The organism is Labrenzia sp. 5N (genome assembly GCF_012395805.1).
In the GTDB taxonomy this organism is placed as follows: domain Bacteria; phylum Pseudomonadota; class Alphaproteobacteria; order Rhizobiales; family Stappiaceae; genus Roseibium; species Roseibium algicola.
The window spans coordinates 1-25,338 of record NZ_JAAZTM010000005.1 but is presented as its reverse complement, the minus strand read 5'-3'; the positions used below and the strand labels follow the sequence as shown (position 1 = coordinate 25,338).

23 protein-coding genes are annotated in these 25,338 nt (G+C 59.9%); 12 read left to right on the top strand and 11 right to left on the bottom strand.

Features of this window, described 5'->3' with window-relative positions:
• Positions 1–85 precede the first annotated feature (85 nt).
• The 7 genes from HEP89_RS07490 to HEP89_RS07460 form a co-directional block, all read right to left on the bottom strand.
• A complete protein-coding gene (locus tag HEP89_RS07490; RefSeq protein ID WP_168691703.1) occupies positions 86–1,489 on the bottom strand; it encodes an HAD family hydrolase in 1,404 nt (467 codons plus the stop codon).
• A gap of 774 nt (positions 1,490–2,263) precedes the next feature.
• On the bottom strand, positions 2,264–3,985 hold the full coding sequence (locus tag HEP89_RS07485; protein ID WP_077291308.1) for an ABC transporter ATP-binding protein: 1,722 nt from the start codon (positions 3,983–3,985) through the stop codon (positions 2,264–2,266).
• Between the two features lie 7 nt (positions 3,986–3,992).
• On the bottom strand, positions 3,993–4,970 hold the full coding sequence (locus tag HEP89_RS07480; RefSeq protein WP_023002302.1) for an ABC transporter permease: 978 nt from the start codon (positions 4,968–4,970) through the stop codon (positions 3,993–3,995).
• A gap of 14 nt (positions 4,971–4,984) precedes the next feature.
• On the bottom strand, positions 4,985–5,959 hold the full coding sequence (locus tag HEP89_RS07475; RefSeq protein WP_023002301.1) for an ABC transporter permease: 975 nt from the start codon (positions 5,957–5,959) through the stop codon (positions 4,985–4,987).
• 79 nt (positions 5,960–6,038) lie between these two features.
• Positions 6,039–7,622, bottom strand: a complete 1,584-nt coding sequence (locus HEP89_RS07470) for an ABC transporter substrate-binding protein (RefSeq protein ID WP_031269916.1) — start codon at positions 7,620–7,622, stop codon at positions 6,039–6,041.
• A gap of 116 nt (positions 7,623–7,738) precedes the next feature.
• Positions 7,739–8,908: an acetylornithine deacetylase gene (gene argE, locus HEP89_RS07465; RefSeq protein WP_353622306.1), complete on the bottom strand. Its 1,170-nt coding sequence runs from the start codon at positions 8,906–8,908 to the stop codon at positions 7,739–7,741.
• A 37-nt stretch (positions 8,909–8,945) separates the two neighbouring features.
• Complete coding sequence (locus tag HEP89_RS07460; protein ID WP_168691702.1) at positions 8,946–10,724, bottom strand: adenylate/guanylate cyclase domain-containing protein; 1,779 nt, start codon at positions 10,722–10,724, stop codon at positions 8,946–8,948.
• A 273-nt stretch (positions 10,725–10,997) separates the two neighbouring features.
• Here HEP89_RS07460 and HEP89_RS07455 point away from each other — a divergent pair, with 273 nt between their 5' ends.
• A complete protein-coding gene (locus HEP89_RS07455; RefSeq protein ID WP_023002296.1) occupies positions 10,998–11,357 on the top strand; it encodes an ArsC family reductase in 360 nt (119 codons plus the stop codon).
• Positions 11,358–11,421: 64 nt separating this feature from the next.
• Here HEP89_RS07455 and HEP89_RS07450 read toward each other — a convergent pair whose 3' ends face one another.
• On the bottom strand, positions 11,422–11,838 hold the full coding sequence (locus tag HEP89_RS07450) for a D-Ala-D-Ala carboxypeptidase family metallohydrolase (protein ID WP_023002295.1): 417 nt from the start codon (positions 11,836–11,838) through the stop codon (positions 11,422–11,424).
• Between the two features lie 188 nt (positions 11,839–12,026).
• On the opposite strand from HEP89_RS07450, the gene HEP89_RS07445 reads away from it, so the two are divergent.
• The 3 genes from HEP89_RS07445 to purU all read left to right on the top strand — a co-directional run bounded on the left by HEP89_RS07445 (position 12,027) and on the right by purU (position 15,085).
• Positions 12,027–13,343: an aspartate aminotransferase family protein gene (locus tag HEP89_RS07445; protein ID WP_168691701.1), complete on the top strand. Its 1,317-nt coding sequence runs from the start codon at positions 12,027–12,029 to the stop codon at positions 13,341–13,343.
• A 2-nt stretch (positions 13,344–13,345) separates the two neighbouring features.
• Positions 13,346–14,155, top strand: coding sequence for a 3-keto-5-aminohexanoate cleavage protein (locus HEP89_RS07440; protein WP_168691700.1), 810 nt, complete (start codon positions 13,346–13,348; stop codon positions 14,153–14,155).
• A 72-nt stretch (positions 14,156–14,227) separates the two neighbouring features.
• The gene (gene purU / locus HEP89_RS07435) at positions 14,228–15,085 is read left to right on the top strand and encodes a formyltetrahydrofolate deformylase (RefSeq protein ID WP_023002292.1); all 858 of its coding nucleotides are present in this window, start codon (positions 14,228–14,230) and stop codon (positions 15,083–15,085) included.
• Positions 15,086–15,186: 101 nt separating this feature from the next.
• Here the strand turns inward: purU and HEP89_RS07430 are convergent, their stop codons facing one another.
• A complete protein-coding gene (locus HEP89_RS07430; RefSeq protein WP_062485731.1) occupies positions 15,187–16,113 on the bottom strand; it encodes a LysR family transcriptional regulator in 927 nt (308 codons plus the stop codon).
• 95 nt (positions 16,114–16,208) lie between these two features.
• Here HEP89_RS07430 and HEP89_RS07425 point away from each other — a divergent pair, with 95 nt between their 5' ends.
• Positions 16,209–16,445, top strand: coding sequence for a hypothetical protein (locus HEP89_RS07425; protein ID WP_145903841.1), 237 nt, complete (start codon positions 16,209–16,211; stop codon positions 16,443–16,445).
• A 111-nt stretch (positions 16,446–16,556) separates the two neighbouring features.
• Here HEP89_RS07425 and HEP89_RS07420 read toward each other — a convergent pair whose 3' ends face one another.
• Entirely contained in the window at positions 16,557–17,084 is a 528-nt protein-coding gene (locus HEP89_RS07420) for a TetR/AcrR family transcriptional regulator (RefSeq protein ID WP_168691699.1), read from the bottom strand.
• Between HEP89_RS07420 and HEP89_RS07415 the strand changes: the two genes are divergently transcribed.
• Entirely contained in the window at positions 17,064–17,936 is an 873-nt protein-coding gene (locus HEP89_RS07415; protein WP_209014513.1) for a DUF1295 domain-containing protein, read from the top strand. The genes HEP89_RS07420 and HEP89_RS07415 overlap by 21 nt on opposite strands.
• 13 nt (positions 17,937–17,949) lie before the next feature.
• On the opposite strand, the gene HEP89_RS07410 is transcribed toward HEP89_RS07415, so the two are convergent.
• Positions 17,950–18,546 carry a LysE family translocator gene (locus HEP89_RS07410; RefSeq protein ID WP_023002287.1) on the bottom strand — a complete coding sequence of 199 codons (597 nt, stop codon included), beginning with the start codon at positions 18,544–18,546 and terminating at the stop codon, positions 17,950–17,952.
• Positions 18,547–18,652: 106 nt separating this feature from the next.
• On the opposite strand from HEP89_RS07410, the gene HEP89_RS07405 reads away from it, so the two are divergent.
• The 6 genes from HEP89_RS07405 (at position 18,653) to HEP89_RS07380 (ending at position 24,951) form a co-directional block, all read left to right on the top strand.
• Complete coding sequence (locus tag HEP89_RS07405) at positions 18,653–20,062, top strand: PLP-dependent aminotransferase family protein (RefSeq protein WP_209014511.1); 1,410 nt, start codon at positions 18,653–18,655, stop codon at positions 20,060–20,062.
• A 127-nt stretch (positions 20,063–20,189) separates the two neighbouring features.
• Complete coding sequence (locus HEP89_RS07400) at positions 20,190–20,969, top strand: ABC transporter ATP-binding protein (protein ID WP_023002285.1); 780 nt, start codon at positions 20,190–20,192, stop codon at positions 20,967–20,969.
• Positions 20,966–21,574, top strand: coding sequence for an energy-coupling factor transporter transmembrane protein EcfT (locus tag HEP89_RS07395; RefSeq protein WP_023002284.1), 609 nt, complete (start codon positions 20,966–20,968; stop codon positions 21,572–21,574). Before HEP89_RS07400 ends, HEP89_RS07395 begins: the two co-directional genes overlap by 4 nt.
• Before the next feature lie 145 nt (positions 21,575–21,719).
• A complete protein-coding gene (locus HEP89_RS07390) occupies positions 21,720–22,274 on the top strand; it encodes a BioY family transporter (protein ID WP_031269905.1) in 555 nt (184 codons plus the stop codon).
• Between the two features lie 26 nt (positions 22,275–22,300).
• The gene (locus tag HEP89_RS07385; RefSeq protein ID WP_077291303.1) at positions 22,301–23,755 is read left to right on the top strand and encodes an AMP-binding protein; all 1,455 of its coding nucleotides are present in this window, start codon (positions 22,301–22,303) and stop codon (positions 23,753–23,755) included.
• A complete protein-coding gene (locus tag HEP89_RS07380; RefSeq protein ID WP_077291302.1) occupies positions 23,752–24,951 on the top strand; it encodes a thiolase family protein in 1,200 nt (399 codons plus the stop codon). Before HEP89_RS07385 ends, HEP89_RS07380 begins: the two co-directional genes overlap by 4 nt.
• Positions 24,952–25,338 lie beyond the last annotated feature (387 nt).

The window sequence follows — 25,338 nt, the reverse complement described above, 5'->3', positions numbered from 1 at the left end:
TGTCAAAAGCCGATAAACACCAGCTCCATGAGGCTGTAAAGGCGCTGAAACCCGATTTCGGTTCCACAATCTGAGAATGCGCGCGTCATGTATTCCGGTGCAGCGTATCTGCAATGGAAAATCGGGCAAATGTCCAAAGGACGGCAAGACAGATAGCAAAAAGAATGGGTGCGGCCGACAGCGGAAGGAGGGTCAAGGCACCGCACAGGCCGGCGAAAAGCCAGAGACCTGACAGCAGCCGGCGGGCGTGCACTGCCAGCAGATTGCGGCGCATGGCCAGCGCCTTCAGGGCAGGGAAGGCTCCAATGTCGTCGGTGTCGCTGACAGCAAGCGGGGAATGCCTTGCATCGGCCCCGTCCTTTCCGGGCGTGGCGCCTTCGCGCAATTCCAGCGCCATACGGTCCTGCGACAGGGTCAGGACAAGGGGAGGCATGTCCGGAAAGCAGCGGGAGGCGGCCTCAGGCGCGGTTTCTCCCGGCTTCGGATCATCGGTCAGCTCTAGGCCAAGCATGCCAGCCAGCGCGCTGCGTGTGTTGGGACTGTCACCACTGAACAACCACGGCACGAGGCCCTCTTTGCGCAGGGCCATCCCCGCAACGCCGGCGTCCTGACGCAATGTGCCTTCCAGACCTAAAACACCCACGACGCGTCCCCCGACAGCGACACGCAGCACCGTCTTGCCGTCTGCTTCCAGCGACCGGGCAATGGCGTCGGCGGTAAAACTGTCGATCTTGAGGCGCTTCAGGAGGTCCGTCGTGCCGATCACCACGGTCTGTCCGCCGAGCAGCGCAACAACACCCAGACCAGGTGTCGGTTCGAACCGGTCCGGCATCTTGAGGGCGACTTGCCACTGGCTGGCCAGTTCGCGCAGGGCCTGGGCGACTGGGTGGGTTGATCCGGCTTCAGCGGAGGCGGCAACAGCCAGGAGTGTTTTCGGCTCGTTGTTGAAGGCCATGACATTGGTGACCATCAGGTTGGGTCCAGACATCACGGCAGCCTTGTCGATGAGGATATCGCGGGCATGAGCGACCTTTGTGAAGGCGCCGGGGGCAATGTCACGGGCGCCTGCCGCCAGCGCTGCGTTGTGAAAGACCTTGTCCGCGAATGCGTTGATTCCGTCGATCAGTTGCGGCCAGGAAAGAAGCAGCGCGGCTGCAAGAGCGGCCGGGGCCTCGGTCCTGTCGAGGACCCACCACCAGGTACCGGCAGCCAGCAGCGCCAACAAGACAGACCATGCCGCTTGTGGCACTCCGCTGAGGTCACCCCTTGGTGGCAGCAGAACCACACCGAACGCCCGCAGCACCATCAGGAAAGCTGCGGCAAGGGCAGGTGCATTGGACTGGGGCGATGTCGGACCGGACAGGAGGAGGCCGGTCGAAACGGCAAGCAATCCGGTGCTGACCAGCGCCGTGAAAAGCGTCAAGGGCCGGCCGACAGAGGTGTTGAGCGAAAAAGAGAGGCCGAGAAGCGAAAAAATCGCGGAAAACATGCTGAAAATTAAGGCGCTGTAGGAATCGAAAACCAAAACTGCCGTCGCGGCGTCAGAGGGTTGTCCGCCTGCTGCCGCCAGAGCCAGAACAAGGCACACTACGGCAGTGACAAGAAAAAACGCCCAAAGAACTGAAATCAATGATGTTTTCGGCATAGCCGGTCGGCTCTCGTATCTGGAATTCTTCTGCTGGAACCGGGTCGTGGGCCAACTGGAGATACAAACGGCACGCCCTGGGGACCGTCTGAAAATGCGGGAGCGGCCGGAGACAGGCAATGCCGCGGAGTCAGTTCGGTAAGCATGTTGCCTGTCCCAGTCGCAGTGCATCGGAATGGGTGCCGACCATTTGTGCAGCGTGGAACTTGAGCGAAACTGAATTGCAGGTAGTATAAACGGGTAATTTTTTAAACGGCCTGCAAGTATTGAGGGCCTGTATTTAGTAGTCCTCTGGACGAAGATTATTTCGGGGTGTGGTATATTAATGGGAGAGCCGAAAGGCTCTCCCTTTTACGTTTGGGCGCGCCGGAAAAACATGGTTAACATCTGTTAACAATCGCGTCCGGACTGAAAGTCAGAATGAATCTATTTGGATGCAGATCGTAGTGGCGCCCTGGGCGGCAAAAACTGCCCGGTTCGGACTGGATTGTGACTAACGTTTTGCGGTCACCGGAGAATCGGGGTGGGGCTTGGAGTCAAGTCAGCGACTCGGCCGAATCCGAAAAAAGACTCATCTTCAAAGACTTGGGAAGGCCGGCGACAACGCCGCCGGTTCCTTCAGGCCGTTGCGAGGTTTGCCCGCGACAGCAACTCCAGTGACGGCATCAGGTTCAGGAGTTCGCGGGTATAGGGGTGTTGCGGCGCTTCGAAGAGCTGGTCGCAGTCTGCCACCTCGCACAACTCGCCATGGCGCATGACGCCGATGCGGTTGCACATCTGCCGGATCACGGCCAGATCGTGGCTGATGAACAGCATGGTCAGCCCAAGTTCTTCCTGAAGATCCTTCAAAAGGTTCAGGATCTGTGCCTGGATCGACACGTCGAGTGCCGAGGTGGGCTCGTCGCAGATCAGAAACCTGGGCCGCGTCGCGAGTGCCCGTGCGATGGAGATGCGCTGGCGCTGACCGCCGGAAAACTCGTGCGGAAATTTCCTGCCGGCCGCCGCGCCCAGACCGACATGATCGAGCAGGTCGTCGACGATCTGGCGCACTTCCGCATTGCTTGACGCCAGACGGTGGAACTTGATCGGTTCCGCGATGATGTCGCTGACGCGCATGCGGGCGTTCAGCGAGGAATAGGGATCCTGAAAGATCATCTGCATCTGGCGACGCATCGCCAGAACGTCCTTGCGATTCTTGAGCGACGTCAGTTCGGTCTTGCCGAACAGGATCGACCCTCCGGTCGGCTGGTAGAGGCCGGTGATCAGGCGTGCGATAGTCGATTTGCCCGACCCGCTCTCGCCGACAAGACCGAAGGTCTCGCCTTCGTTGATGTCGAAACTGACCTTCTTGACCGCCTGGAAGTATTTGCGCTTGGACGGGAAGATCGAGCCACGGGTCTCGAACCGCATGTCGAGGTCCGTTGCCTTGACCAGCGGACCGGACACTTTTTCATAGTCGCGTGCCTTGCCGAGCCAGTGTGTGGCGATGTCGATCTGCTTCTGTGGCGTGCCGGCCTTTTCGATGTAGTTGACCACCGGAAACCGCTCGACCTTGATATCTGGGCGTGGCACGGCGGAAATCAGGCTCTGGGTGTAGGGGTGTTCCGGAGCGCCCAGCACCTGGGTCGTCTCGCCGTATTCCACCAGTTCACCGTGGTACATCACCGCCACATGGTCCGTGATGTCGGCAATCACGCCCATGTCATGGGTGATCACCAGCATGGCGACGTTACGCTCCCGGCACAGCTTCCTCATCAGTTCAAGGATCTGCGCCTGGATGGAAACGTCGAGCGCGGTTGTCGGCTCGTCCGCGATCACCAGTTCAGGTTCCGCACACAGCGCAAGCGCGATGACCACCCTTTGGCGCATGCCGCCGGAAAACTGATGCGGATACTGCTTGATGCGTTCGGGCGCATCTGGAATGCCCACGGCCTCGATCAGTTCGATCGCGCGCTGGCGGGCCTGCGATCCGGAGAGCGGCAAATGGGTGCGGATCGTCTCCACAAGCTGGCTTTCCACCGTCTGCAGCGGATCGAGAGACGTCAGTGGATCCTGGAAAATCATGCCGATCTTTCGGCCGCGCAAACGACGCTTTTCCTTGTAAGGCAATTGGTCGATGCGCTTGCCGTGAAGATAGACTTCACCGCCGGCTATGTGTCCGGGTTCCTGCAGCAGCCCGATCACCGCATTGCCGACTGTCGACTTGCCTGCACCCGATTCTCCGACGACGCCGAGAACCTTGCCGGCATCGACGCTCAAAGTAACGTCATCGACGGCGACGAAGACGGATTTTCGGCCCGGAAACTCGACCCTCAGGTCCTTGATATCGAGAACGCTCATACCGGCCTCACCTGAGTTTCGGGTTGAGGGCGTCGCGCAGCCAGTCGCCCAGAAGGTTGACGTTCAGCACCAGCAGGGCCAGTGCAAGGCCCGGGAAGATCGCGATCCACCACTCCCCCGAATAGAGGAAATCGTTGCCGATGGCGATCAATGTGCCGAGGGACGGCTGGGTAGGCGGCATGCCGACACCCAGGAACGAGAGCGTCGCTTCGGTCACGATGGCAAGTGCCAGGTTGATGGTCGCGATCACCAGCACCGGTCCGGTGACGTTCGGCAGGATATGGCGCACCATGATGATGACCGAGGGAATGCCGATCACGCGGGCGGCCTGAACATATTCCTTGTTCTTCTCCACCATGGTGGAACCGCGAACCGTGCGCGCATATTGCACCCAGAAGGACAGCGCCAGCGACACGATCAGAATGTAGAAGGCGAAGACCTCCCGGTCGATCGCGCCGAAAATGCCATGCGCGACACCGTCGATCAGAAGGGCGATCAGAATGGCCGGAAACGTCAGCTGAACGTCGGCAATCCGCATGATGATCGCATCCACCCGACCACCCATGTAGCCCGCGACCAGCCCCAGCGAGATGCCGATGAAGGCGGCGACGACAACAGAGCAGAAGCCAACGATCAGCGAAATTCGCATGCCGTAGAAGATGCCGGAGAGCATATCGCGGCCCTGATCGTCCGTTCCCAGGAGGAAGCGGGGATCGGCATATTCCATCCAGACCGGAGGAACGCGGGCGTCCATGATGGAAATCGACGCCAGGTCGAACGGATCATGTGGAGCAATCCACGGCGCCAGGAACGCAAGGAGAAACAGGATTGCCGTGCCGGTGGCAGCGACTACGGTGACCTTCGATTTCAGGAACGAATGAAAGAGGTCGCTGTCGAGAGCGCGGGCCATCCTCCCGGGTTCCTTGACCGGTGCCGCCCTGTCCTGAACGCTGGATTTTGCTTCTTCGTTGGTGACGAAAGGCATGGCGTCGGTCTCCCTTATGGCCGACCGACCCGCAGACGCGGATCGATGAAGAAGTAAAGGATGTCGACGATGAAATTGATCGTCACGAACAGGAAGGCAGTCAGCAGCAGATAGGCGGACATGATCGGAATATCGACGTTCTGCACGGCCTGCAGGAACATCAGGCCCATGCCGGGCCACTGGAAAACGGTCTCGGTGATGGTCGCGAAAGCGATGATCGCGCCAAGCTGCAGACCGGTGATGGTGATGACCGGAACGAGCGTGTTCTTGAGGGCATGCCGGAAATTCACCAGCCGGTCCGGCAGACCGCGCGCCCTGGCGAACTTGATGTAATCGGTCCGGATGACTTCCAGCATCTCGGCTCGGATCAGCCGCATGATCAGGGTCATCTGGTAGAGGCCGAGCGTGATGGAAGGCAGGATCAGCGCCTTCAGGCCGGAGATAGTCAGAAAGCCGGTCGTCCACCAGGATCCGATCTGCACGGTCTCGCCGCGTCCGAAGCTCGGCAGCCACTGCAGCGTAACGGAAAACAGGAAGATCAGCAGAATCCCGATGAAGAACGTCGGCAGGGAAATGCCGATCAGCGAAACTGACAGAAACAGCTTGGAAACGGGCGATTCCCGATTGAGCCCGGCGTAGATGCCCATGGGAATGCCGACAACGAGCGCAAACACCGCAGACGCGAAGCTGAGTTCGAGCGTGGCTGGGATGCGCTTGGCGAAAAGCTCGGAAACCGGCTGACGGAACTGGTAGGACGTGCCGAAATCGAATTGCGCGGCCTTGGTGACGAAACGGAAGAACTGGACCGGAACCGGGTCGTTCAGACCCAGGCGCTCGCGCAGGGCCTCCCGTTCTTCGATCGAGGTTTCGATGCCGACCATCTGGTTGATGGGATCGCCGACAAAGCGGAACATGGTGAACGCGAGAAGGGCGACCACCAGCATGACAATCATCGCCTGCACGATGCGGCGCGTTGCAAATCCAATCATTTCGGCTCTTTGAATGCTTTAGTCATGAAAATACGCCCCCGGCGGAGTTGCCGGGAGCGTCATTTGCTGTGCTTCAGGATCAGTTCTTGGTCACGAAGCGGAACTGGAACTGGTTGTCGGCACGCTGGACAAGGTCCAGCTTGTCGGAAACGCCCCATGCCAGACTCTGCTGGTGCAGCGGGAGGTAGTAGGCGTTCTCGTGGCTGATGCGGAAAGCTTCAGCAATCATGGCGTCACGCTTTTCCGGATCGATCTCGACCAGGATTTCATCGGTCAGCTGGTCGATCTTCTCGTCGCAGAAGCCACCGTTGTTGAACGGCGAACCTTTGCCGGATTCGTCGCGGCAGTTCATCAGGTTGTCCAGAACGTTCCAGCTGTCGAAGGATCCGGGGGTCCAGCCGAGCAGGTAGAACGACGTGTCGTAACCACCGGAAGCAAGGATCTTGGCGAAGTATTTCGCCTTTGGCTGGGCGTTGAGGTTCACCTTCACGCCGATACGGGCCAGCATGGCGGCAACCGCCTGGCAGATCGCCTCGTCGTTGACGTACCGGTCATTCGGGCAGTCCATGCCGATGGAAAAGCCGTCTGCATAGCCGGCTTCGGCCAGCAGTGCCTTGGCGGCTTCCGGGTCATAGGGATAACGCTCGAAATCGGCCGACTTGGAGAACAGCAGCGGCGAAACCATCAGGGCAGACGGGTTGGACAGGTCCCGCATGACCTTCTTCTTGATCCCCTCGATGTCGATCGCCTGGTAGAAGGCCTTGCGCACCCGGGCATCCTTGAGCGGGTTCTTGCCCTTGACGTCGGAATAGAGCAGCTCGTCGCGCATCTGGTCCATGCCAAGGAAGATCGTGCGCAGTTCCGGTCCGGTCAGCGCCTTGGTTCCCGCATTGTCGTTGATGCGTTTGATGTCCTGCACCGGGATCGGATAGACCATGTCCATCTCGCCGGACAGCAGCGCGGCAACGCGCGTTGCATCGGAACCGATCGGCGTGAATTCCACCGTGTCGATATTGTGCTTGGCTTCGTCCCACCAGCCGTCGTATTTTTCATAGACGGTCTTCACGCCGGCTTCATGGCTGACGATCTTGAAGGGTCCGGTGCCATTTGCATTGAGCGCGGCATGGTTCGCAGAAGTGTCGGACGCCGAGGTGACTTTCACCGCGTCGTTCTCCGTCGTCCACTCCTTGTCCATGATGTAGAACGTGTCCCACTCGTAATGCAGGATCGGGTTCGGACCGGTGAGAACGAAATCGACCGTGTAGTCGTCAACAATCTCGACCTTGGCATCAGCCGGGACGCGGGTGGTCAGGTCAGACCCTTCCGAGCGCACGCGGTCGACGGAAAAGGCAACGTCCTCGGCAGTGAAATCGCTGCCGTTGTGAAACTTTACGCCCTTGCGCAGGTGGAAACGCCAGCGGTTCGGATCGACGATTTCCCAGCTCTCGGCCAGGGCCGGTTCAATGGCCAGGTCCGGACCACGGCGCGTCAGGCCTTCATAGGTATTGCCGAGCGACGACAGGGTGAAGGTCTCGTTGAGACTGTAGGGATCAAGCGCGTTCAGTGCACCCTGAAAGGCAAATTTCAGCGTTTCAGCATGAACAGCAGTCCCCGTTCCCGCCGCAAACAGCGCTGCGGCGATGACAATTTTTCTTTTGTTCATAGTCCCCTCGTTTTCCGGTTTCGGCTTTGCTCCACGGCCGCACCCCCCTGCCAGGACCATGCGGCCATGTTGTCAAAAACGACTATGACATCGTAAATCTCTGTGTTCAAACCCGTTTAGCTGTCAAATTGCGACATTCTGTCAATCAGCTTGTCGAGGAAGGCAGCGCAGCGGTCGAGTTCGGAAAGCTCGATAAATTCGTCGGACTGATGGGCCTGATCGATGGATCCGGGACCGCAAACCACGGTCGAAAGTCCGTGATCCTGGAAGATCCCGCCTTCGGTGGCATAGACCACGACGTTGCGGCTGTTGTCGCCGGTCAGGCGCCTGGCAGTGGTTTCCGCCAGCCCGTCCGGTTCCTCTCCCAGCCCGGGCACATAGGCAAGTTCTCTCACCTCGATGGCGCAGTCCGGCGAGATCGCTTTCATTCCCGGCAGAACCTCATTTTCGATGAAGGCCCGGTAGGCTGCGACCCAGTCCTTCGCGTGTTCACCCGGCAGCAGCCGGATATCGGTCACGAATTCGCAGTGCTGGGCCGTGATGTTGTGCGCCTGGCCGCCGGAAATGGTGCCGCAATGCAAGGTGGTGTAGGGCGGTTCGAACGGGCAGTCAGGATCGGCCTTGGCCCGGTTCTCCGCGGTTCTGGCATCCAGCCAGCCGATCAGCCTGGCCGCCACCGAAATGGCCGAAACACCCCGGTGCAACTGGCTGGAATGGACCGGATGACCCTGGATGCGCGTCTTCAGTACCGTAATGCCCTTGTGGCCCGTAACGACCTTCATGCTGGTCGGTTCGCCCACAATCACGACCGAAGGGCGCGGGCCGTTTGCCAGCATTTCAGGGATCAGCACCCTGGCCCCGTCGCAGCCGGTTTCCTCGTCATAGGACAGCGCGATATGGATGGGCCGTCTGAGCGGTGCATTCAGAAAATCAGGAACCTTGGCAAGTACAGTTGCCGCGAAGCCTTTCATGTCCGCCGCGCCACGGCCGTAGAGGCGGCCGTTTTCCTCCCAGGCGGAAAAAGGATCGTGAGACCAGTTCTGGCCCGCCACCGGAACGACATCGGTGTGGGCGGACAGGACCGTTCCGCCGTCTCTATCCGGACCGATGCGGGCATAAAGAGCGGCCTTTTGGCCCGTTTCATCCAGCGCCCGCCCTGAAGCGACACCCCATTGGCTGAGATAGTCTTCGACGAAGGTGATCAGATCGAGGTTGCTTCGATCCGAAACGGTGTTGAAGGAGATCAGTTTCTCCAGCATTTCCCGAGGCGTGTAGATCCGGCTCACGTGGTCTCCAGAGGTTTTGTGACAGGGAGGATGGGTCTCAGGCGGGAACGGCGTCAGCGAGATGGAGACCATCTAAGCTTTTCACCGCAAGGATTTGCAAGGGGATTTCCTTGCCGCGCACCTTGATCTCGGCCTCTTCGGCACCGTCGATCCGGGCGCCTGCCGCATCGACAACAGCCTTGGAAACAACCATGAAGCTGCCGTGGTTCTTGTTCTCCGTTTCCAGCCGGCTTGCGGTGTTGACCACGTCGCCAAGCGCAGTCAGCCCGCCGCGTTTGCCTGCCGTTCCGGCGGCGCCGATGCGACCGAGAATGGCCGGCCCCAGGTGCAGTCCAATGCCGAGCCGGATCGGATCGCGAAACTGCGGACCCTTCTCCTTGTCGAGCGATTTCATGACCTTTTCGATACGGCGACAGGCGGCAAGAGCCTGCCGGGCGCCGGTTTCCGCGTTGCTGTCCATGCCAAAGATGGCCATGATGCCGTCACCAATGAACTTGTCGACATAGCCGCCCTCCTCCCGGATCGCGGCTGAGGCCTGGTCCAGGTAGCTGTTGAGCAGATAAACCACGTCATAGGCGAGCTGGCTTTCGGTGATGCCGGTGAAATTGCGCAGGTCCACGAACATGACCACCACATCCTGCTCGACGCCCCAGTAATAGGCGTCCTTCAGGTGTTCGCCGATAATTGCACTGGCCTTGACCGGTACAAGGGGCTGCACTTCCACGTTGCTTTCCGGGCGCGCCTGGCAGGCCAGCCGAATGTCGCTTCCCGCACCGATCCGTGTCAGCACCGCAGCTTCGGCAACACTCGGTTTCGGCAAGGTTTCGCCGCCCTCCAGAATTTTCACCCGGCAGGTGGAGCATCTGGCCCGCCCGCCGCACACCGATGCGATCGGTATGTCGTTCATGCGGCTGATTTCCAGCAGCGTTGCGCCCGGTTGCGCCTTCACCGTCAGTCCGCCTGGATAGACCACGGTCAGGCTGCGCGCTTTCAGGCTGAGAAGGTAACGGATCAGGATGGCCAACAGGCTGACGGCAATCAGGCCGAACACGACCGCACGGAACTGAACGACGACCTCGCTGGCCCACAACTGCTGGTCCGGAGTGATTCGGAGGGTTACCTCACGGCTGAGGGCCAGCCGGCGGGCGCCTTCAATCCAGCCCCAGATGGCAAGCACCGGCATCGCAAAGGCAAACCCGGCCGCCAGCGGCTTCAGCTTCTGGTAAACCGGATAAAGGCGCAGGAAGAAGTGCAGGCCGATCATGGCGTGGGTCCACACCATGAGCAGCAGAATAGACTGATTGACCGCCGCATTCGGCCACAGCAGCGTCAGCATCTGCTCGTAGAGCGGCAGGAAGCCGAACTCCTTGGCAACGCCAATGGTCGTGGTGACATGCGGTATCAGGAGCCAGGGAATGTAAAGACCGAGGGCGAGCTGCAGAAGCTCCCAACGGGACATCTTCAACGTTCGCCGTTTGCTTGTCCGCCACAAGGCGAGCAGCACATGGGTCAGCGCGGCGAGGATGAGGACAGTTTCCCCAAGCGGGCTTCTCCAGACCCAGTAGTGCCAGACCGAGGCCTGGTCCATGGCCTGGAAGGAAATGATGCCGAGGGCGTGATTTGAAAAATGGCTGAGGCAGAAAGTGAACAGGATCAGGCCGCTCCACAGCCGGAGCCGCTGACGCCAGTTCCCTCCGGCGACCATGACACTGTCGGACTTCTTGCCCGGTCTTGCAGCCGAAGCGGACTTTTCAGAAGATTTGACGGCCGTCGCGGGCCTGTTTGGCCGGCTTGTGCCGGGGGCCTCTTCCTGCATGTATTTTCAGTCTCCGGTCTGGCCGTTCCGGCCTTCTGCCGGTCTGCCCTGTCAATTGCCACTTGAAGCGCGGGGGGCAGCCGAGGTCAAGGAGGCAAAAAGGAAATGCGGTGAACTGCCCGTGAAGGCACGCGAAACGTGGAAAACTCCTCGGCATGCAGGCACTGTCAGGTCAAATTTCGCAAAATTTCGGGTTTTCTTCGGCTATGACCTTGCATCCCGGGCGTCAGTCGGCACATTCCGGGCCGGACATCCAACAACCGGGAAGAGGCGATGAAGGTCTACGGCATCAAGAACTGCGACACCGTCAAGAAGGCGCGGAAGTTTCTGGAAGAGGCCGGCGTGCCTTATGAGTTCCACGACTACAAGAAGGATGGCGTCGATGCCGATCGACTGGCCGGCTTTGTCGGTGAATTCGGATGGGAGTCTATCCTGAACAAGCGCGGCACCACGTGGCGGCGCCTGGACGAAGCAACACAGGACAGCGTTGTCGACGCCAAGAGCGCGCTCGACGTGATGATCGAGAACCCGTCCGTTATCAAAAGGCCGATCGTGGCAGGCGAAACCAAGAATTTCGTCGGCTTTGACCCTGTCGCCTGGGAAATGGCACTGGAATTGGGCGAACTGAAGTAGCGTTTGCCGCCACTGGCCAATCAGGCCCGGTAAACACCGGGCCGGGCTTTTGCCTGCCAGACGGTTACCAGGTCCGTCGCGGGCCGGTGTCGATGTGATAGTGGCCGGAAGAATAGTGCTTGTATCCGCCAACTTCCGGCTGTGATTTCAAGAAGGCAATGACGGACGACGGGTTGCCACGGACCGAAAAATCGACCGCCCGGCAGTTGAGGTGATAGGAATCCCTGGCGCCACCCTTCCACCAGTTCTCAAGCCACCAGCGCTTGGTCGAGCTGACAGTCACTTTGCCATAGCGGGATGCAACCCGGTTTAGAACCTTCTTCAGCTTGCGCGGCACGCACCAGGAACTGTCGTTATAGTCGATGGAATTGTGGGATGCGGTCATCCAGCCCATGCCGGTAACACCGGCGACGGTTCCGCAGCCGGCAAGAGTGACAGTCAATCCTAGGAATACGATCCAGGCGGTGAGGCGCTGACGCATGACGGGCGGCCTTCGGTTACTGATTACAATCTCGTCCCCCGCGCGCAGGCTGATTGAATTTTATTAAAATTCTAATGAAAAACGTGGTTAACGCGCCTTCGAAACAAATGTTTCAGGCACTGACGTTTTCTGATACAAATGCGTCAACCCAATGTGGGCTGTCCCGTCAGTTGTCGGATGCGTTTGCCATGTCTCATGTTTTTCCCCGCTACACCAAAGCCGATCTCCCCGTCGCAGTAACAGGGGACGGTTGCTACATTCTCGATCGGTCCGGAAAGAAATATTTCGATGGATCCGGCGGCGCCGCGGTCTCCTGTCTCGGGCACAGCGATCCGGATGTGATCGCTGCCATCAAGGCCCAGGTGGACCGGATCGCCTTCGCCCACACAGGCTTTTTCACCAGCGAACCTGCCGAGGAACTGGCGGATCTCCTGATCGGAAAAGCACCAGGCAATCTGGACCGCGTCTATTTCGTCTCCGGTGGATCGGAAGCCATGGAGGCGGCGCTGAAGCTGGCGCGTCAGTACTTCCTGGAGAAGGGTGAAGCGTCGCGGCACCGGGTAATTGCCCGCAGGCAGAGCTACCATGGCAATACGCTTGGTGCGCTGGCAACCGGCGGCAACCAGTGGCGGCGGGAGCCTTTTGCACCGTTGATGATCGATACCACCCACATTGCCCCCTGTTACGAGTATCGAGACCGCCGCGAGGGGGAAACCGCCTTCGACTACGGTCAACGGATCGCCAACGAACTGGAAGCGGAAATCCTTCGGCTCGGGCCGGAAAACGTCATGGCTTTCGTTGCCGAACCGGTTGTCGGTGCGACGGCGGGTGCCCTGCCGCCGGTCGATGGCTATTTCAAGCGGATCCGGGAGATCTGCGATAATTACGGCGTGCTTCTGATCCTGGACGAGGTCATGTGCGGCATGGGCCGCACCGGCACCCTGTTCGCCTGTGAGCAGGATGGTGTCGCGCCGGATATTCTATGCATCGCGAAAGGGCTCGGAGCCGGCTATCAGCCGGTCGGTGCCATGCTGTGCACCGCTGCCATTTACGAAGCCATCGAGACCGGATCGGGCTTTTTCCAGCATGGCCACACATACATCGGCCATCCGACCGCCTGCGCTGCCGCGCTCGCCGTTTTCAGGAAACTGACCGGCGGCGTTGCCGACCGGGTGATGCCGATGGGCGAGAAACTGACGACGGCGCTTAACGATGCTTTCGGTCAGCACCCGCATGTTGGTGATATTCGCGGCCGCGGACTTTTCCGAGGCATCGAAATCGTCGAGGACCGGGCCAGCAAGGCGCCGTTTGATCCGAAGAGGGGCATCAACAAGGCGCTCAAGAAGGCAGCATTCGAGGCCGGTCTAATCTGCTACCCGATGGGCGGGACGATTGATGGGGTGCTGGGCGACCATATCCTGCTGGCGCCGCCTTTCATTCTCGAGGACAGACATATCGGAGAGATCACCGACAAGCTCAACCAGGCGTTCAAGGCGGTCTTCTGAACATGAGTGCGCTTTTTGTTCCGCCGCCTTTATCATTGATCATGGTGGCTCCCAACGGTGCCCGCCGGACCAAGGCGGATCATTCCGCCCTGCCGATGACCATCGCCGAAACGGTGGTAGCGGCAAATGCGTGTTTTGAGGCTGGAGCCGGTGCGCTTCATGCCCACGTACGCGACCTTACCGGCGCCCATGTGCTTGACGCCGGGCTTTATCGTGAGCTCTTGTCGGAAATGCGTGTTGCGGTGCCGCAAATGCAGGTTCAAATCACCACGGAAGCTGTTGGAAAATACACTCCGGAAGAGCAACGCGAACTGGTCTACAAGGTCAAGCCGGATGCGGTCTCCGTCGCGATCCGGGAGATGGTTCCGGAAGGCGGGCAAGACCAGGCAAAAGCCTTTTACCACTGGGCGTTCGACCATGAATGTGCGGTCCAGCATATCGTCTACAGCGCGGATGATCTGGACCGGTTTTTCGACCTGGCGGCAGCCGGCACCCTGGCAGGGGAAAGCCATCAGCTGCTGTTCGTTCTGGGGCGTTATGCGGCAGGCCAGGAAAGCACACCGGAAGATCTGGTGCCGTTTCTGGAAAAGCTCGCGGAACGCGACAAGGGGCAGTCGCTGGACTGGGCGGTCTGCGCTTTCGGACACCGCGAGACGGAGTGTCTGGTGGAGGCGGTCCGGCGGGGCGGCAAGGCCAGGATCGGTTTTGAAAACGGCCTGTGGAACAGGACCGGAGAACGCGCGATAGACAATGCCGACCGGGTCAGCGATCTGGTATCGGCCCTGAAGGAACACAGTCTGATGCCTGCCTGATTGTTCGGGCCGGCATCCGGCACGAAGCAAAATCAGCGGGCTGCGGCCCTCAAGGTTGGAGACTGGAAAATCATGGCGGATAGCCTTTACGTTCTGACGCTGTCTTGCGCGGACAAGCCTGGCATTGTGGCGGCAGTCACGACGGAACTGGCGGATTTTGGCGCCAATATTGCCGAAAGTGACCAGTTCTGGGACCGGGTAACCAACCAGTTCTTCCTGCGTATTGCCATTCTGGCTCCGGAAGGCGTGACCCTGGAAAGCGTTCAGAGGGCGCTTGACCCGGTCATCAGCCGCTTCGACATGAAGGCCAAACTGGTCGATACGGCCAAACGGCCGAAGGTCATCGTCATGGTGTCCAAATTCGACCATGCCATGTTGCACCTTCTCTACCAGATCCGCGTCGGCTGGATGGATGCCGAAGTGGTCGCGATTGTTTCCAACCACACCGATAGCCAGCGCACGGCCGAGCACGAAGGCATTCCGTACCACCATTGGCCGGTGAACAAGGAAAACAAGGCCGAGCAGGAAGAGAAACTGCTGAAGCTGGTCAAGGAAACCGGAGCCGATCTGGTGGTTCTCGCCCGCTACATGCAGGTGCTTTCCGACAGCCTTTCCAAGCGTTTGTTCGGCAAGATCATCAACATCCACCACTCCTTCCTGCCGAGCTTCAAGGGTGCAAAACCCTATCACCAGGCGCATGCTCGCGGCGTCAAGATGATCGGGGCCACCGCTCACTATGTGACGCCGGATCTCGATGAAGGCCCGATCATCGAGCAGGACGCCGAACGGGTAAGCCATGCGCTCTCCGCTGACGATTTCGTCGCCCGTGGCCGCGACATCGAATCCCGCGTGCTGGCCCGTGCCGTCAAGTATCACCTGGAAAACCGGGTGATGATCGTCGGCAACAAGACCATCGTGTTCACGCCGTAAGGCAAACCTTGGTGTTCCAAAAGCAATTGGCCCCGGTCGTCCGATGGATGGCCGGGGCTTTTTCATGATCCGGAAGCTTGGGTTGGGGGGGGCGGATGTCCTCAGGCAACAACTGCCATCGGCGCGCTGACAGGCATGCCGTCGCGCTTCAGTTCCGCATGAACCCAGTCACGGAACAGGCGGACCTTGCGGCTGGTGCGCAGGGCGGGCGGGTAACTCATGTACCAGCTTTCGTCATCGGCATGGCAGGTCAGCTTGAACGGCTGGATCAACTGGCCGTTTTCAAGGGCGGTCTTGCAGAAATAGGGGGTCAGGATCGCGACGCCCTGTCCTGCGATCGCCCGATTGGCCTCGAGCGCCTGTGACCCCATGCGCGAGCTAGGGTGACCGCTCAGGTCGACATTCGGCAGTCCCGCTGCCTCGAACCACATCTGCCACCAGGGGTCCTGCGGATCGACCAGCGGCAATTTCAGAATGTCCTCGGGCTTGCTGACGCCGCCGATCGTGTCCGCAAGCTTCGGGCTCAGCATCGGCGTAAAGTCCGCACGCACGATTTCATGGGCGAGCCAGTTTTTCGGAGGAGCCTTGCAGGCGGAGATCACGACGTCGGATTCGTTGAACTCCGGTTCAGCATGCGGGCCATAGGGAACGATGCGCACGCCCACGTCCGGGTTCTGCATCTGGAACTCGAACAGGCGGTTTGACAGCCAGTTGACCGCAAACGTGGTGTTGCTGGAGACGACAAGCTGGCCGGCGTTCTTTTCGGAAATATCCTCGAAGGCACTGCGAAGCGAGGAGAACGCATCCACCACCCGCGCCGCCAGTTGCCCGCCATTGTCGGTCAGCTCGATCTTGCGGGCCTTGCGGGTGAACAGCTGAAAGCCGAGACGATCTTCCAGGATCTTGATCTGGTAGCTAACAGCCGCCTGGGTCATGCCCAACTCGTCGCCGGCCTTGGTAAAACTCAGGTGCCGGCTTGCAGCTTCAAAGGCCCGGATTGCGGAAAGTGGTGGCAAATTCACTGACATGCATAAGTCTCCCTTATGCATGTCTATCGAATTTTCGTTGGTAAGACAACCGGAACTCGCCGATATGTAACTCACAAGAAACAGGAGTTATAGACGTGTTCAGGCTCTCCCAGACGAAATCGGGCTGCGCGACCCATCAGCAAGACTTGGGCTTTTCATTAAGGTCGCTTATCGGTTCTCTGTTCGCAAGGATGGCAACCCGTGGCCGCAAGCGTGTGAACGTGGCTCATCTGCCGGACGAGCTGCGCCGGGATATCGGGCTTGGCCCCAACCCGCATGAAACGTCGTTCGAGGCGCGTTGGCAAAAGGAACTGAAGGACCTGCAGCGGTAGAGTTTACCCGCTGCCTGACCTTCACCCGGCCGCGGTCTCCCCTGTGGCCGGTCGGGCAGATCCGGCAGGCGCATGCTGCCGGATCTGTCTCGCTTCACGCAGTGCCTCCGGTCAGGTCAGTTTCTTGAGCGCCGGCAGAATGGTCTCATAATCCAGCGTGCCGCCGGTGAAATGGCGCATCAGCAAGGTGCCCATCAAAAGGCACAGCACGCTGTCGGCCGCCTCGCTCCCCACAAGGCTTCGAACGTGCCCGCGCAGCTGGTCATTGGCGAGCTTCATTGCCGGGTCACTGGCGATTTCTTCCCCCGTCTTGCCGCGCAGGTAGTCGAACAGCAGCGAGATTTCGGCTGCAAATCCAGGCTCCAGGCTCCGGGCGAAGTCAACCAGTGCTGACGCGGGCACCCGTGAAGCATCATTCGCGCCGGCCTCTGACGTCATCTGCGCCATGACTGTTTCGGTGCAGGCCAGGAACAGGCTCTTCTTGTTTGGAAAGTAGTGATAGAGCGCGCTTTTCGACAATCCCAGGGCTTCCGCAACGCGGCGCATTCCAAGGCCGGAGTAGCCGAGTTCGGAAAAAAGCGGCGCAGCCTTGCGCGCAAGTTCCAGCCGGTAGGCCTCGTGATCGATCTGTTTCGGCATTATTTCGTCCAGTTGGTCGATAAACATATTGACCACCTGATGGTGCGTCGTCTAGATCTCTTTTTAGTCCAGTTGGACGAAAATAAATTGACGGTCCACAAGCTCCAAAAATCGAGCTGTCGGATCGAAGGAGTATTCATGGCGCAACCTGGAGGCGTGAGCCGCGAGCACGAAAGGTCCCTGCTGCAAAAATGTGTCTTCGCAGCACTTCACCTCATCTGTGTGCTCTTAAGCATCTGGCTTCTTCTGGGCGGTGGATGGGTACGGGTCGGTGCCTGGTTCGGGCTGGAACTCACCCTCGCCGATCCGCAGCGTGGTCTGCTCCTGCTTGCCTGCACTGTGCTCTATTTTGCCCGCCATCTGTTGACCCTGTTCTACCTGCTTGCCCGGAAGGTGGCTTTTCCGGAGGTCTTTGGACTGGGAGCCTTCATCGCCTTCTTCGAAATAGGCTTTTTGTTGCTCGGCAGCGGTGCCTTTCGGCAGGTCGCCGTACCCTTCTCGGTTCTCGATGGTGTCGCGCTTGCAATGGTGGTCGGCGGTTCGTTTCTCAACAGCTGGTCGGAACTGCAGCGCAAGTGGTGGAAACGTGATCCCGCCCATCACGGTCAATGCTACACCGGGGGTCTCTTCGCCTCATCGATGCATATCAACTATTTCGGCGACACGGTGCTGTTCACAGGCTGGGCTCTGCTCACCCACAATCTTGCGGCGCTTGCCGTTCCGGCATTCATGGCGGTTTCCTTTGTGGTCTTTCATATCCCGGCGCTCGATGCCTATCTTTCGCGGAGATATGGCCCGCAATTCGACGCCTATGCAGCCCGCACGCGCAAGTTCATCCCGTTTGTTTATTGACTGACACGCAGGCTCAGATCAGCAATGCCCAAACAGTCGCCGCCAACATGGCGATTGCCATGGTCACCGTGATGGCTCGCATGAGCGGGCCTTCGCCGATCAGGGCGAGGATCGACACGCCAACCAGGGCCCATAGGGAATGAAACACCATCCCGCCGAGGGTAAAGCCCGCCACCAGGATCATCGCGTTTTCGTGGATCCCGAGCCCGTTGCCGGCCAGGAAGGTTGAAAAGGCAACCAGGTTCATGGCCCAGGTTTTCGGGCTGAGCGGGTGTATCAGCAACCCTTCCCAGAAACTGGGCAGCGCGACCTCGCCCTTCGGCTTGACGCTGAGGCAAACGATCCGCCAGGCAAGATAGGTCATATAGGCCATGCTCAGCACCTTGAAGACAGTCACCACCGTGCCGCCTCCGGCCATCACATGGCCCAGGCCATACGCAACGCTGAGCTTGAGCGGCAAAGATCCGATCTGCGAGGCGACAATCACGGGAAAGGCGGTGCGGTACCCTGCGGATGCGCCGATGGCCAGAAAGGTCAGGTTGCCCGGACCGGGTGTCCCGGTCATGACGATGACGAACACCGCGAAGGCGAGAAACGTGGCGTAATCCATGGGTATCTCCAGACACAGCATCGAGTGCTTCGATACAATCGATACAAAATAGCGGAGATACTAATTGTCTTGAGGTATTGTATCAGTCAATGATAACATTGTTCTCATGACAATGTGGATCCCGAACATCGAAGCGGCCGGTGGCCCGATCTATCTGGCGATCGCGGACGCGTTGGAAGCCGACATCAAGACCGGGGCGCTTGCCCAGGGCGACAGGCTGCCGCCACAGCGCGAACTTGCCTATCAGCTTGGCGTGACGCTCGGCACCATTACCCGTGCCTACGGCGAAGCCGAGCGGCGCAGGCTGGTGAAGGGAGAAACCGGACGGGGCACCTATATTGCCTCTGAAACCCAGAAGGTTTCGCCCCTTGCCCCGAAGGAAGACGAGCCGGAAACCTGCGATCTGGCGCGAAACTTTGCCTATCCGCATCTCAACCCGAGTCTTTCCGACGGGCTGACGCGGATGGCGCGCACGGTGGGGATCGACCGGTTGAACGGGTTCGTACCGTCTGAAGGGCTGAAGGCGCATCGCGAAACCGGGGCTCTCGTCTTCAAGGACTACGGTCTGGAAGCCGACCCGGACCGGGTCGCGGTTACCTGTGGCGCGCAGCACGGAATTCAGGTCACCTGCCAGGCCCTGTTCCGCCCGGGCGATGCGGTTGCCGTCGACCGGTTCACCTACCCGTCGATCTTCAGTTCCTTTGCCAGCATCGGCCTGAAGCCGGTGCCTTTGCCCGCATTGATACGGGCCGATGGCGGCTTCGGCGCCATGGATCCGGCAGCGCTTGCCCAGGCCGCGAAGACGCATGGTGTCAAAGGCGTGTTCCTGATGCCGAACATGCAGAACCCGACCACTCACACCATGTCTGTTGAAGAACGGCAGGATCTGGTTGCGGTTGCCCGGCAATTCGACCTGAAGATCGTCGAGGACGATCCCTATACGCCTTTTCTGCCGGATGCTCTGCCCGCCTTCGGTGCGCTGGCGCCGGAGCGCACGGCCTCAATCGCCAGTATCTCCAAGGTCTGTTCACCCGGAAGCCGGATCGGCTTCGTCCATGTGCCCGGGCCTTTCGGTGACAGCATTCGCAACAAGATCGGTGAAAGCACCTGGATGGCCTCCCCCATCACGGCAGAACTGATTGCCGGCTGGGTACGCGAGGGACATCTGTTCAAGACGCTGCGCCTGAAGCGCAAGGCAAACCGCACGAGGTTCCTGGCGGCGCGTGACCTGCTCGCGCCGCATTTCCTGCAGAGCGACGTCAACAAGGTGTTCGGCTGGCTGCGCCTGCCGGAAACCGTCGATCCCGACGCGCTTCAGAACGCGCTCGGACACCAGGGCATTTCGGTCTTGTCATCCCGGTATTTTCAGGCGAAGGACCACCAGCCGGCGCCCTATCTGCGCCTGACCTTCGGATCCGAGCAGTCCGACGACCGATTCCGCTGGGCCCTCCAGCGCATCAGATCCACCATCGGCCAATTGGCCGAATTGCCCGATCTCACCCGCCCGGTAGGGTAAGGCCTTGCGGTAATGTGTGATTTTGCCAGGCACCTGTCAGTCTTTGACAAGCCGGCAGATCCGACCGATAAGCTGCGCGCAAAACAGGACCGGCCCTTGCAAGGAGTGCCGTCCGCGACGAGGTGACATGGCATTCTGGCCCAAAAGCAGGAAACTCAAGGACAGGCCCAGTGTCTGTAATCCCGACGCCAGTCCCTACGCGGTCTTCGATCGGGTTGGCCTGAGTGTCGGCAAAGAGCATATCCTGCAGGATCTCACCTTGCAGCTTGCCGAAGACCGGATCGGCATCATCGGCCTGAACGGGTCCGGCAAGAGCTCTCTTGTACGCCTGTTGAACGGCTTGCGTACACCGACGAGCGGCGACCTCACGCTTTTTGGAGCCCCCTCCGCCGAGGCGGAACTGGAGTTGCCGCGTCATGTCGGCTTCGTGTTCCAGAACCCGGATCATCAGGCCATTTTTCCCACGGTGGAAGAAGAGATCGCCTTTGGCCTCACCCAACTCGGGGCCGGCAAGGAAGAAAGCCGCAGCCGTGCGCGGGCGTTCCTCGCCCTGCATGGCTGTGAGGGGCTGGCCGGCAAACCGATCACGGAACTTTCCGGCGGTCAGAAACAGCTCGTCTGCATCCTGGCGGTTCTGGTCATGGAGCCGCGCCTATTGGTGCTGGACGAGCCGATGGCCAGCCTCGATGCACTGACGACAGTGCGAATCCGCCAGAAAATCCTGTCACTGCCGCAGAAGATCGTTCTCGTCAGTCACGATCTCAGCCAGTTCGACGGTTTCGACAGACTGCTCTGGCTGGAGGACGGACGTTTGCGCATGGATGGCGCGCCGGATGCGGTTCGGGCGGCGTTTCAGGAAGACGTCGTCTCGCGGCAGGGCATGAATGTGGAGGTTGCCGAGTTATGATGTCGGTCTATCTCCAGGGCAACAGCTGGGCCCACCGGATGCCCGCGGGCCTGAAGCTTCTGGCTGTTGCCGTCGCCAGCCTGCTGCTGCTGCGATACACATCATTTTGGGTTCTGCTGCCGGCTCTTGCAGGTGTTCTCCTGTGTTATGCCTCCCTCGGGCGCGAGGGACTGGCGCAACTGAAGCTCCTGCGGGCAATGTCGTTTTTGCTTGCCGTGCTGCTGGCGCTTCACTGGGTGTCCGGAAGTCTTCTGGAAGGGGTTACGATCATCCTGCGGCTTGCGATCATGATCCTGGCTGCAAATTTCGTTTCGGTGACCACCCGCATGGACGATATGCTGAACGCTGTCCAGCCGCTGTTCAGGCCGCTCGAGTTCCTCGGTTTCTCTCCCCGCAAACCGGCGCTGGGCGTTGCACTGGTGCTTCGCTTCGCGCCCTATATGCTCGTCGTTTTCGGTCAGTTGCGCGAAGCCTGGCAGGCGCGAACCGGCACGCGAAATTCGTGGCGTCTGCTGGCGCCTTTCGCCATTCAGTCCCTGAGCATGTCGGATCATGTTGCCGAAGCACTGAAGGCGCGCGGCGGCTCGGAAGGCTTGTCAAGATGACCGAAAAGAAGCTCCATATGGCTGGCATTCGGCCAAAAACTGGGATATCCCGCCCACAGATGACGTTGCCTGACCCTCATGTGGTAAGATCCGCGCGAGGTTGAACGGCAGCACCCTTGTTAACGAGAAGAAGGTCGATTTCATCATGGCTGACAGGTCTCTTGTGCACGTTGCTTTCTATGCCGCGCTGATTGCCGCCCTGGGGCTGGTTCCGCCGGTGGCGATCGCCTTTCTCGGCGGTGTACCGATCACGGCGCAGACCCTCGGTGTCATGCTGGCCGGTGTCATGCTCGGCCCGATCCGTGGTGCGCTTGCCGTGCTGCTTTTCCTGTTTCTCGTCGCGCTGGGCTTGCCGTTCCTGTCCGGCGGCCGCGGTGGTCTTGGCGTCTTCATGGGTCCGTCTGTCGGTTTCCTGATCGGCTGGCCGGTCGGAGCTCTCGTGGCCGGCTTGATCATGCAGTCGACCCGCGAGCTGAACATTCTGGTGTCTTCGGCAATAGCGGCTGCGGTCGGCGGCATTCTGGTGGTTTACGCTTTCGGCATCCCGGGGGTTGCCATCATGGCCGGACTTTCCCTTCCGAAAGCCGCGCTTGGCAGCGCAATCTATATTCCCGGTGACCTGGTCAAGGTCGCACTTACGGCGCTCATCGTTCAGACCGTCGCACGCGGCCTGCCGGGTGCCGTGTTGTCCCGGTCTTAATTCCGTAGATCCAGCAAGGCCACATCATGGCCTTCGTCGGCGACAATCTCGACCGGTTTGCCAGTGAGAAAGCCACTGGGGCCGCACTCACATGCGGTCCGAATTCTCTCTCCTGGCAGGAGCTTGCAGTCCGGATCAACCGGATCGAGGCAGTGCTTTGTGATCGGACCGACCATGCAAGCTATGTGGTTCTGCGTCTTCGGGACCCTGCGGACCTGGTCGTCTGCTTCTTTGCCTGCGCCCGCACCGGGCGTGTCGCCACGGTCATGGACCCGGACTGGCCTTCAGCCCAGGCATCAGCAGTTCTGGAAGCGGTCGGGCCAGACCTCGTCATCGATGACCAGTCCCTGCCGGTGTTGTTGACGGCTGGTACCGGTTCCACTGAAGCGCGAAGGTCACCGGAAACTCCACCTGAGATCCTGCCGGACGAAGACGACCTCTTTTATGCAGGCTTCACCTCCGGTTCCAGCGGTGTTCCCAAGGGCTATGTGCGCTCTCACAGATCGTGGCTCGAAAGCTTCAAGCTGTCAGCACAGGCTTTCGGTATTTCGAAAGGCAGCCGCGTCGTCCTGCCCGGGCAGCTCACGCATTCACTTCACCTTTATGGCGCTGTCTGCGGCCTCGCCTGCGGCCAGCAGGTGGTGCTCACGCCGCGGTTCGACCCGCGCGTCGTCCTGAGGGAACTTGGCAGTGCCCCCGAAGGCTCTGTCCTTTATGCAACGCCGACCCAGCTGCACTTTCTGGCCGAGGCTGCCCGGCGCAGCGGTCCCATCGCTGCGGTGAAACAGGTTCTCGCGAGCGGGGCCAAATGGCGTGAAGCCGACAGGCAGGCCTTGAAGTCGGTTTTCCCCGAGGCACGCCTTTTCGAATTCTACGGGGCTTCGGAAACCAGCTTCATCACGCTGTCCTCACCTGAGGACAATGTCCCTGCAGGCTCGGTCGGGTGTGCCGCGCAAGGGGTCGATATCGTGATCGGTGACCCTTCGTCCCCCGCTGCCCCTGGCCGGGCCGGGCCGGTCTGGGTGCGGAGCGGACTGCTGTTTTCGCACTATATAAGCGGCACATCGCCGGACACGCTCTGGCGGGACGGTTGGCTCACCGTCGGCGATCACGGTTTTCTCGATGAGCGAGGCTTCCTGTTTCTGACAGGACGGGAAAACCGCATGGTCATCACTTCCGGGCTGAATGTCTATCCGGAAGAGGTTGAGGCCGTATTGGCCGACCATCCCGCCGTCGCCCTTGCAGTCGTCGCAGGGTTACCGGATCAGGTGCGCGGTCACCGGCTGGAGGCGGTGGTTGAGCTGGGTGCGTCTTTGGCGGGGGCAGAGCAGATCTTGCTGCGCCATTGCCGCGAACGTCTCGCACCCGGCAAGGTGCCGAGGCATATTCACATCAGGGCAAAGATGCCGCTGACGCCAGGGGGCAAGCCGGATATTCGGAAGGTCGTGGCCGATTTGGCGAAAACCGGAGGCAGCGGGTGACGCAGACACGCAAGGCAGTGATCGCAGCAGCACGGCGGACGGCGGTTTGCCCGCGCGGTGGCGCACTTGCCTTGTTTCAGACCGACGAGCTTGCCGCACCCGTTCTTGCACAGCTTGTCGTTGACGCCGGAATAGAGCCAGAAGAGGTCGACTGCGTCTTTCTGGGCAACGCTCTTTATGGCGGCGGCAATCCGGCCCGCCTTGCCGCGCTTCGCGCCGGGTTGCCTCAAACGGTTCCCGCTCTCACCATCGATACGCAGTGCTGCTCGGGACTTGATGCGATCGTCATGGGCGCAAGATTGATCGAGGCAGGTGCGGCGGACATTGTTCTGGCAGGAGGAGCGGAAAGCTTCAGCCGGTCGCCGATCCGGATGATCAGACCTGTCGATCCGGAGGTACCGCCCGTTGCTTACGACCGTCCTGCTTTTGCGCCCGCGCCATTCGGCGACCCGGATCTTGCAGATGCAGCTGCAAGGCTCGCCGCTGAAACGGGAACATCGCGAGAAGACCAGGCGGTCTTTGCTGTGACCTCACACGACAAGGCGAGGTCGGCAAGGGGCTATCTTCGCGGACGTCTGGTCAATGCCGGAGGGAAACTTCCGGAAGAGGACGGGTTCACGAGACACCTGTCGCTCAAGACAGCCCTCAGGGCACCGCTTCTGAACGGAGATAACGAAACCGGTCTTAGTGCCGCAACGATCGCCTGCGAAGCAGACGGCGCTGCCGCGGTATTGCTGATGTCCGAGGGAGCCTTTCAAGAACGCTTTCATTTGTATTCAAGTGAGAGCCGGAAGTCAGGCCTGAAAATACTTGCGAGCCGAAGTGCCGGCGGTAACCCCGCCGAACCGGCTCTGGTTCCGATAGAGGTGGCGAAGGCCATGTTCGCAGAACTGGGTATGGATGCGACGGAGCTGGCTGCTACAGAACTCATGGAAGCCTATGCGGTTCAGGCAATGGCGACAGCAGCGCCCCTGGGTCTTGAATCTGAAGGTCTGAACCGGATGGGCGGCGCACTTGCAAGAGGGCATCCGATCGGCGCATCAGGCGCAATTCTGGCTGTGCACCTGTTTGAAGTGCTGACACGCAAGGAGACCCCTGCGGAAGGTGCCCGGAACGTAGGCATGGCGCTCATTGCGGCAGCTGGTGGACTAGGCTCGGGGATAGTGGTTTCGCCTGCTGTGCGCAAAGGTGGATAACTATTAAGTATCTGAAATATTACGACTTTTTGCGTTTGATGAAAGTTTTTTCGCTTTTTTTGATTTTTTTCGAAAACCGGTGTTGACGGGTTGGGTTGGTCTGCGTATAACCCGGTTCATCGACGGCGGCAACGTCGCTGGCGACAGGGTTTTGTGACCTTAATTCCAGAAAATTGGTCCTAGTGGCCGGGCTTGATGGTTCGGCGAGTGGCTTGTTTTTGTTGAGTTCTGGTTACGGCTTGAGAGGTTTTGATGCCTCTGTTCTTTGACAATTTGATTATTGAAGGAAGGGAAGCGTAGGCGGCGTTGGCCTTGCGATCATCGGATGTTTTTGGATGTCTGATGGTTTTAAGGAGTTACGCAGGTACGCTGATCTTTCAAACAAGG

What these genes read in the sequence shown, in the direction of transcription:
- HEP89_RS07490 (WP_168691703.1), bottom strand. Translation starts at nt 1,489, where the DNA reads ATGTTTTCCGCGATTTTTTCGCTTCTCGGCCTCTCTTTTTCGCTCAAC.
- HEP89_RS07485 (WP_077291308.1), bottom strand. Translation starts at nt 3,985, where the DNA reads ATGAGCGTTCTCGATATCAAGGACCTGAGGGTCGAGTTTCCGGGCCGA.
- HEP89_RS07480 (WP_023002302.1), bottom strand. Translation starts at nt 4,970, where the DNA reads ATGCCTTTCGTCACCAACGAAGAAGCAAAATCCAGCGTTCAGGACAGG.
- HEP89_RS07475 (WP_023002301.1), bottom strand. Translation starts at nt 5,959, where the DNA reads ATGATTGGATTTGCAACGCGCCGCATCGTGCAGGCGATGATTGTCATG.
- HEP89_RS07470 (WP_031269916.1), bottom strand. Translation starts at nt 7,622, where the DNA reads ATGAACAAAAGAAAAATTGTCATCGCCGCAGCGCTGTTTGCGGCGGGA.
- HEP89_RS07460 (WP_168691702.1), bottom strand. Translation starts at nt 10,724, where the DNA reads ATGCAGGAAGAGGCCCCCGGCACAAGCCGGCCAAACAGGCCCGCGACG.
- HEP89_RS07455 (WP_023002296.1), top strand. Translation starts at nt 10,998, where the DNA reads ATGAAGGTCTACGGCATCAAGAACTGCGACACCGTCAAGAAGGCGCGG.
- HEP89_RS07450 (WP_023002295.1), bottom strand. Translation starts at nt 11,838, where the DNA reads ATGCGTCAGCGCCTCACCGCCTGGATCGTATTCCTAGGATTGACTGTC.
- HEP89_RS07445 (WP_168691701.1), top strand. Translation starts at nt 12,027, where the DNA reads ATGTCTCATGTTTTTCCCCGCTACACCAAAGCCGATCTCCCCGTCGCA.
- HEP89_RS07440 (WP_168691700.1), top strand. Translation starts at nt 13,346, where the DNA reads ATGAGTGCGCTTTTTGTTCCGCCGCCTTTATCATTGATCATGGTGGCT.
- purU (WP_023002292.1), top strand. Translation starts at nt 14,228, where the DNA reads ATGGCGGATAGCCTTTACGTTCTGACGCTGTCTTGCGCGGACAAGCCT.
- HEP89_RS07430 (WP_062485731.1), bottom strand. Translation starts at nt 16,113, where the DNA reads ATGTCAGTGAATTTGCCACCACTTTCCGCAATCCGGGCCTTTGAAGCT.
- HEP89_RS07420 (WP_168691699.1), bottom strand. Translation starts at nt 17,084, where the DNA reads ATGCCGAAACAGATCGATCACGAGGCCTACCGGCTGGAACTTGCGCGC.
- HEP89_RS07410 (WP_023002287.1), bottom strand. Translation starts at nt 18,546, where the DNA reads ATGGATTACGCCACGTTTCTCGCCTTCGCGGTGTTCGTCATCGTCATG.
- HEP89_RS07405 (WP_209014511.1), top strand. Translation starts at nt 18,653, where the DNA reads ATGACAATGTGGATCCCGAACATCGAAGCGGCCGGTGGCCCGATCTAT.
- HEP89_RS07400 (WP_023002285.1), top strand. Translation starts at nt 20,190, where the DNA reads ATGGCATTCTGGCCCAAAAGCAGGAAACTCAAGGACAGGCCCAGTGTC.
- HEP89_RS07395 (WP_023002284.1), top strand. Translation starts at nt 20,966, where the DNA reads ATGATGTCGGTCTATCTCCAGGGCAACAGCTGGGCCCACCGGATGCCC.
- HEP89_RS07390 (WP_031269905.1), top strand. Translation starts at nt 21,720, where the DNA reads ATGGCTGACAGGTCTCTTGTGCACGTTGCTTTCTATGCCGCGCTGATT.
- HEP89_RS07385 (WP_077291303.1), top strand. Translation starts at nt 22,301, where the DNA reads ATGGCCTTCGTCGGCGACAATCTCGACCGGTTTGCCAGTGAGAAAGCC.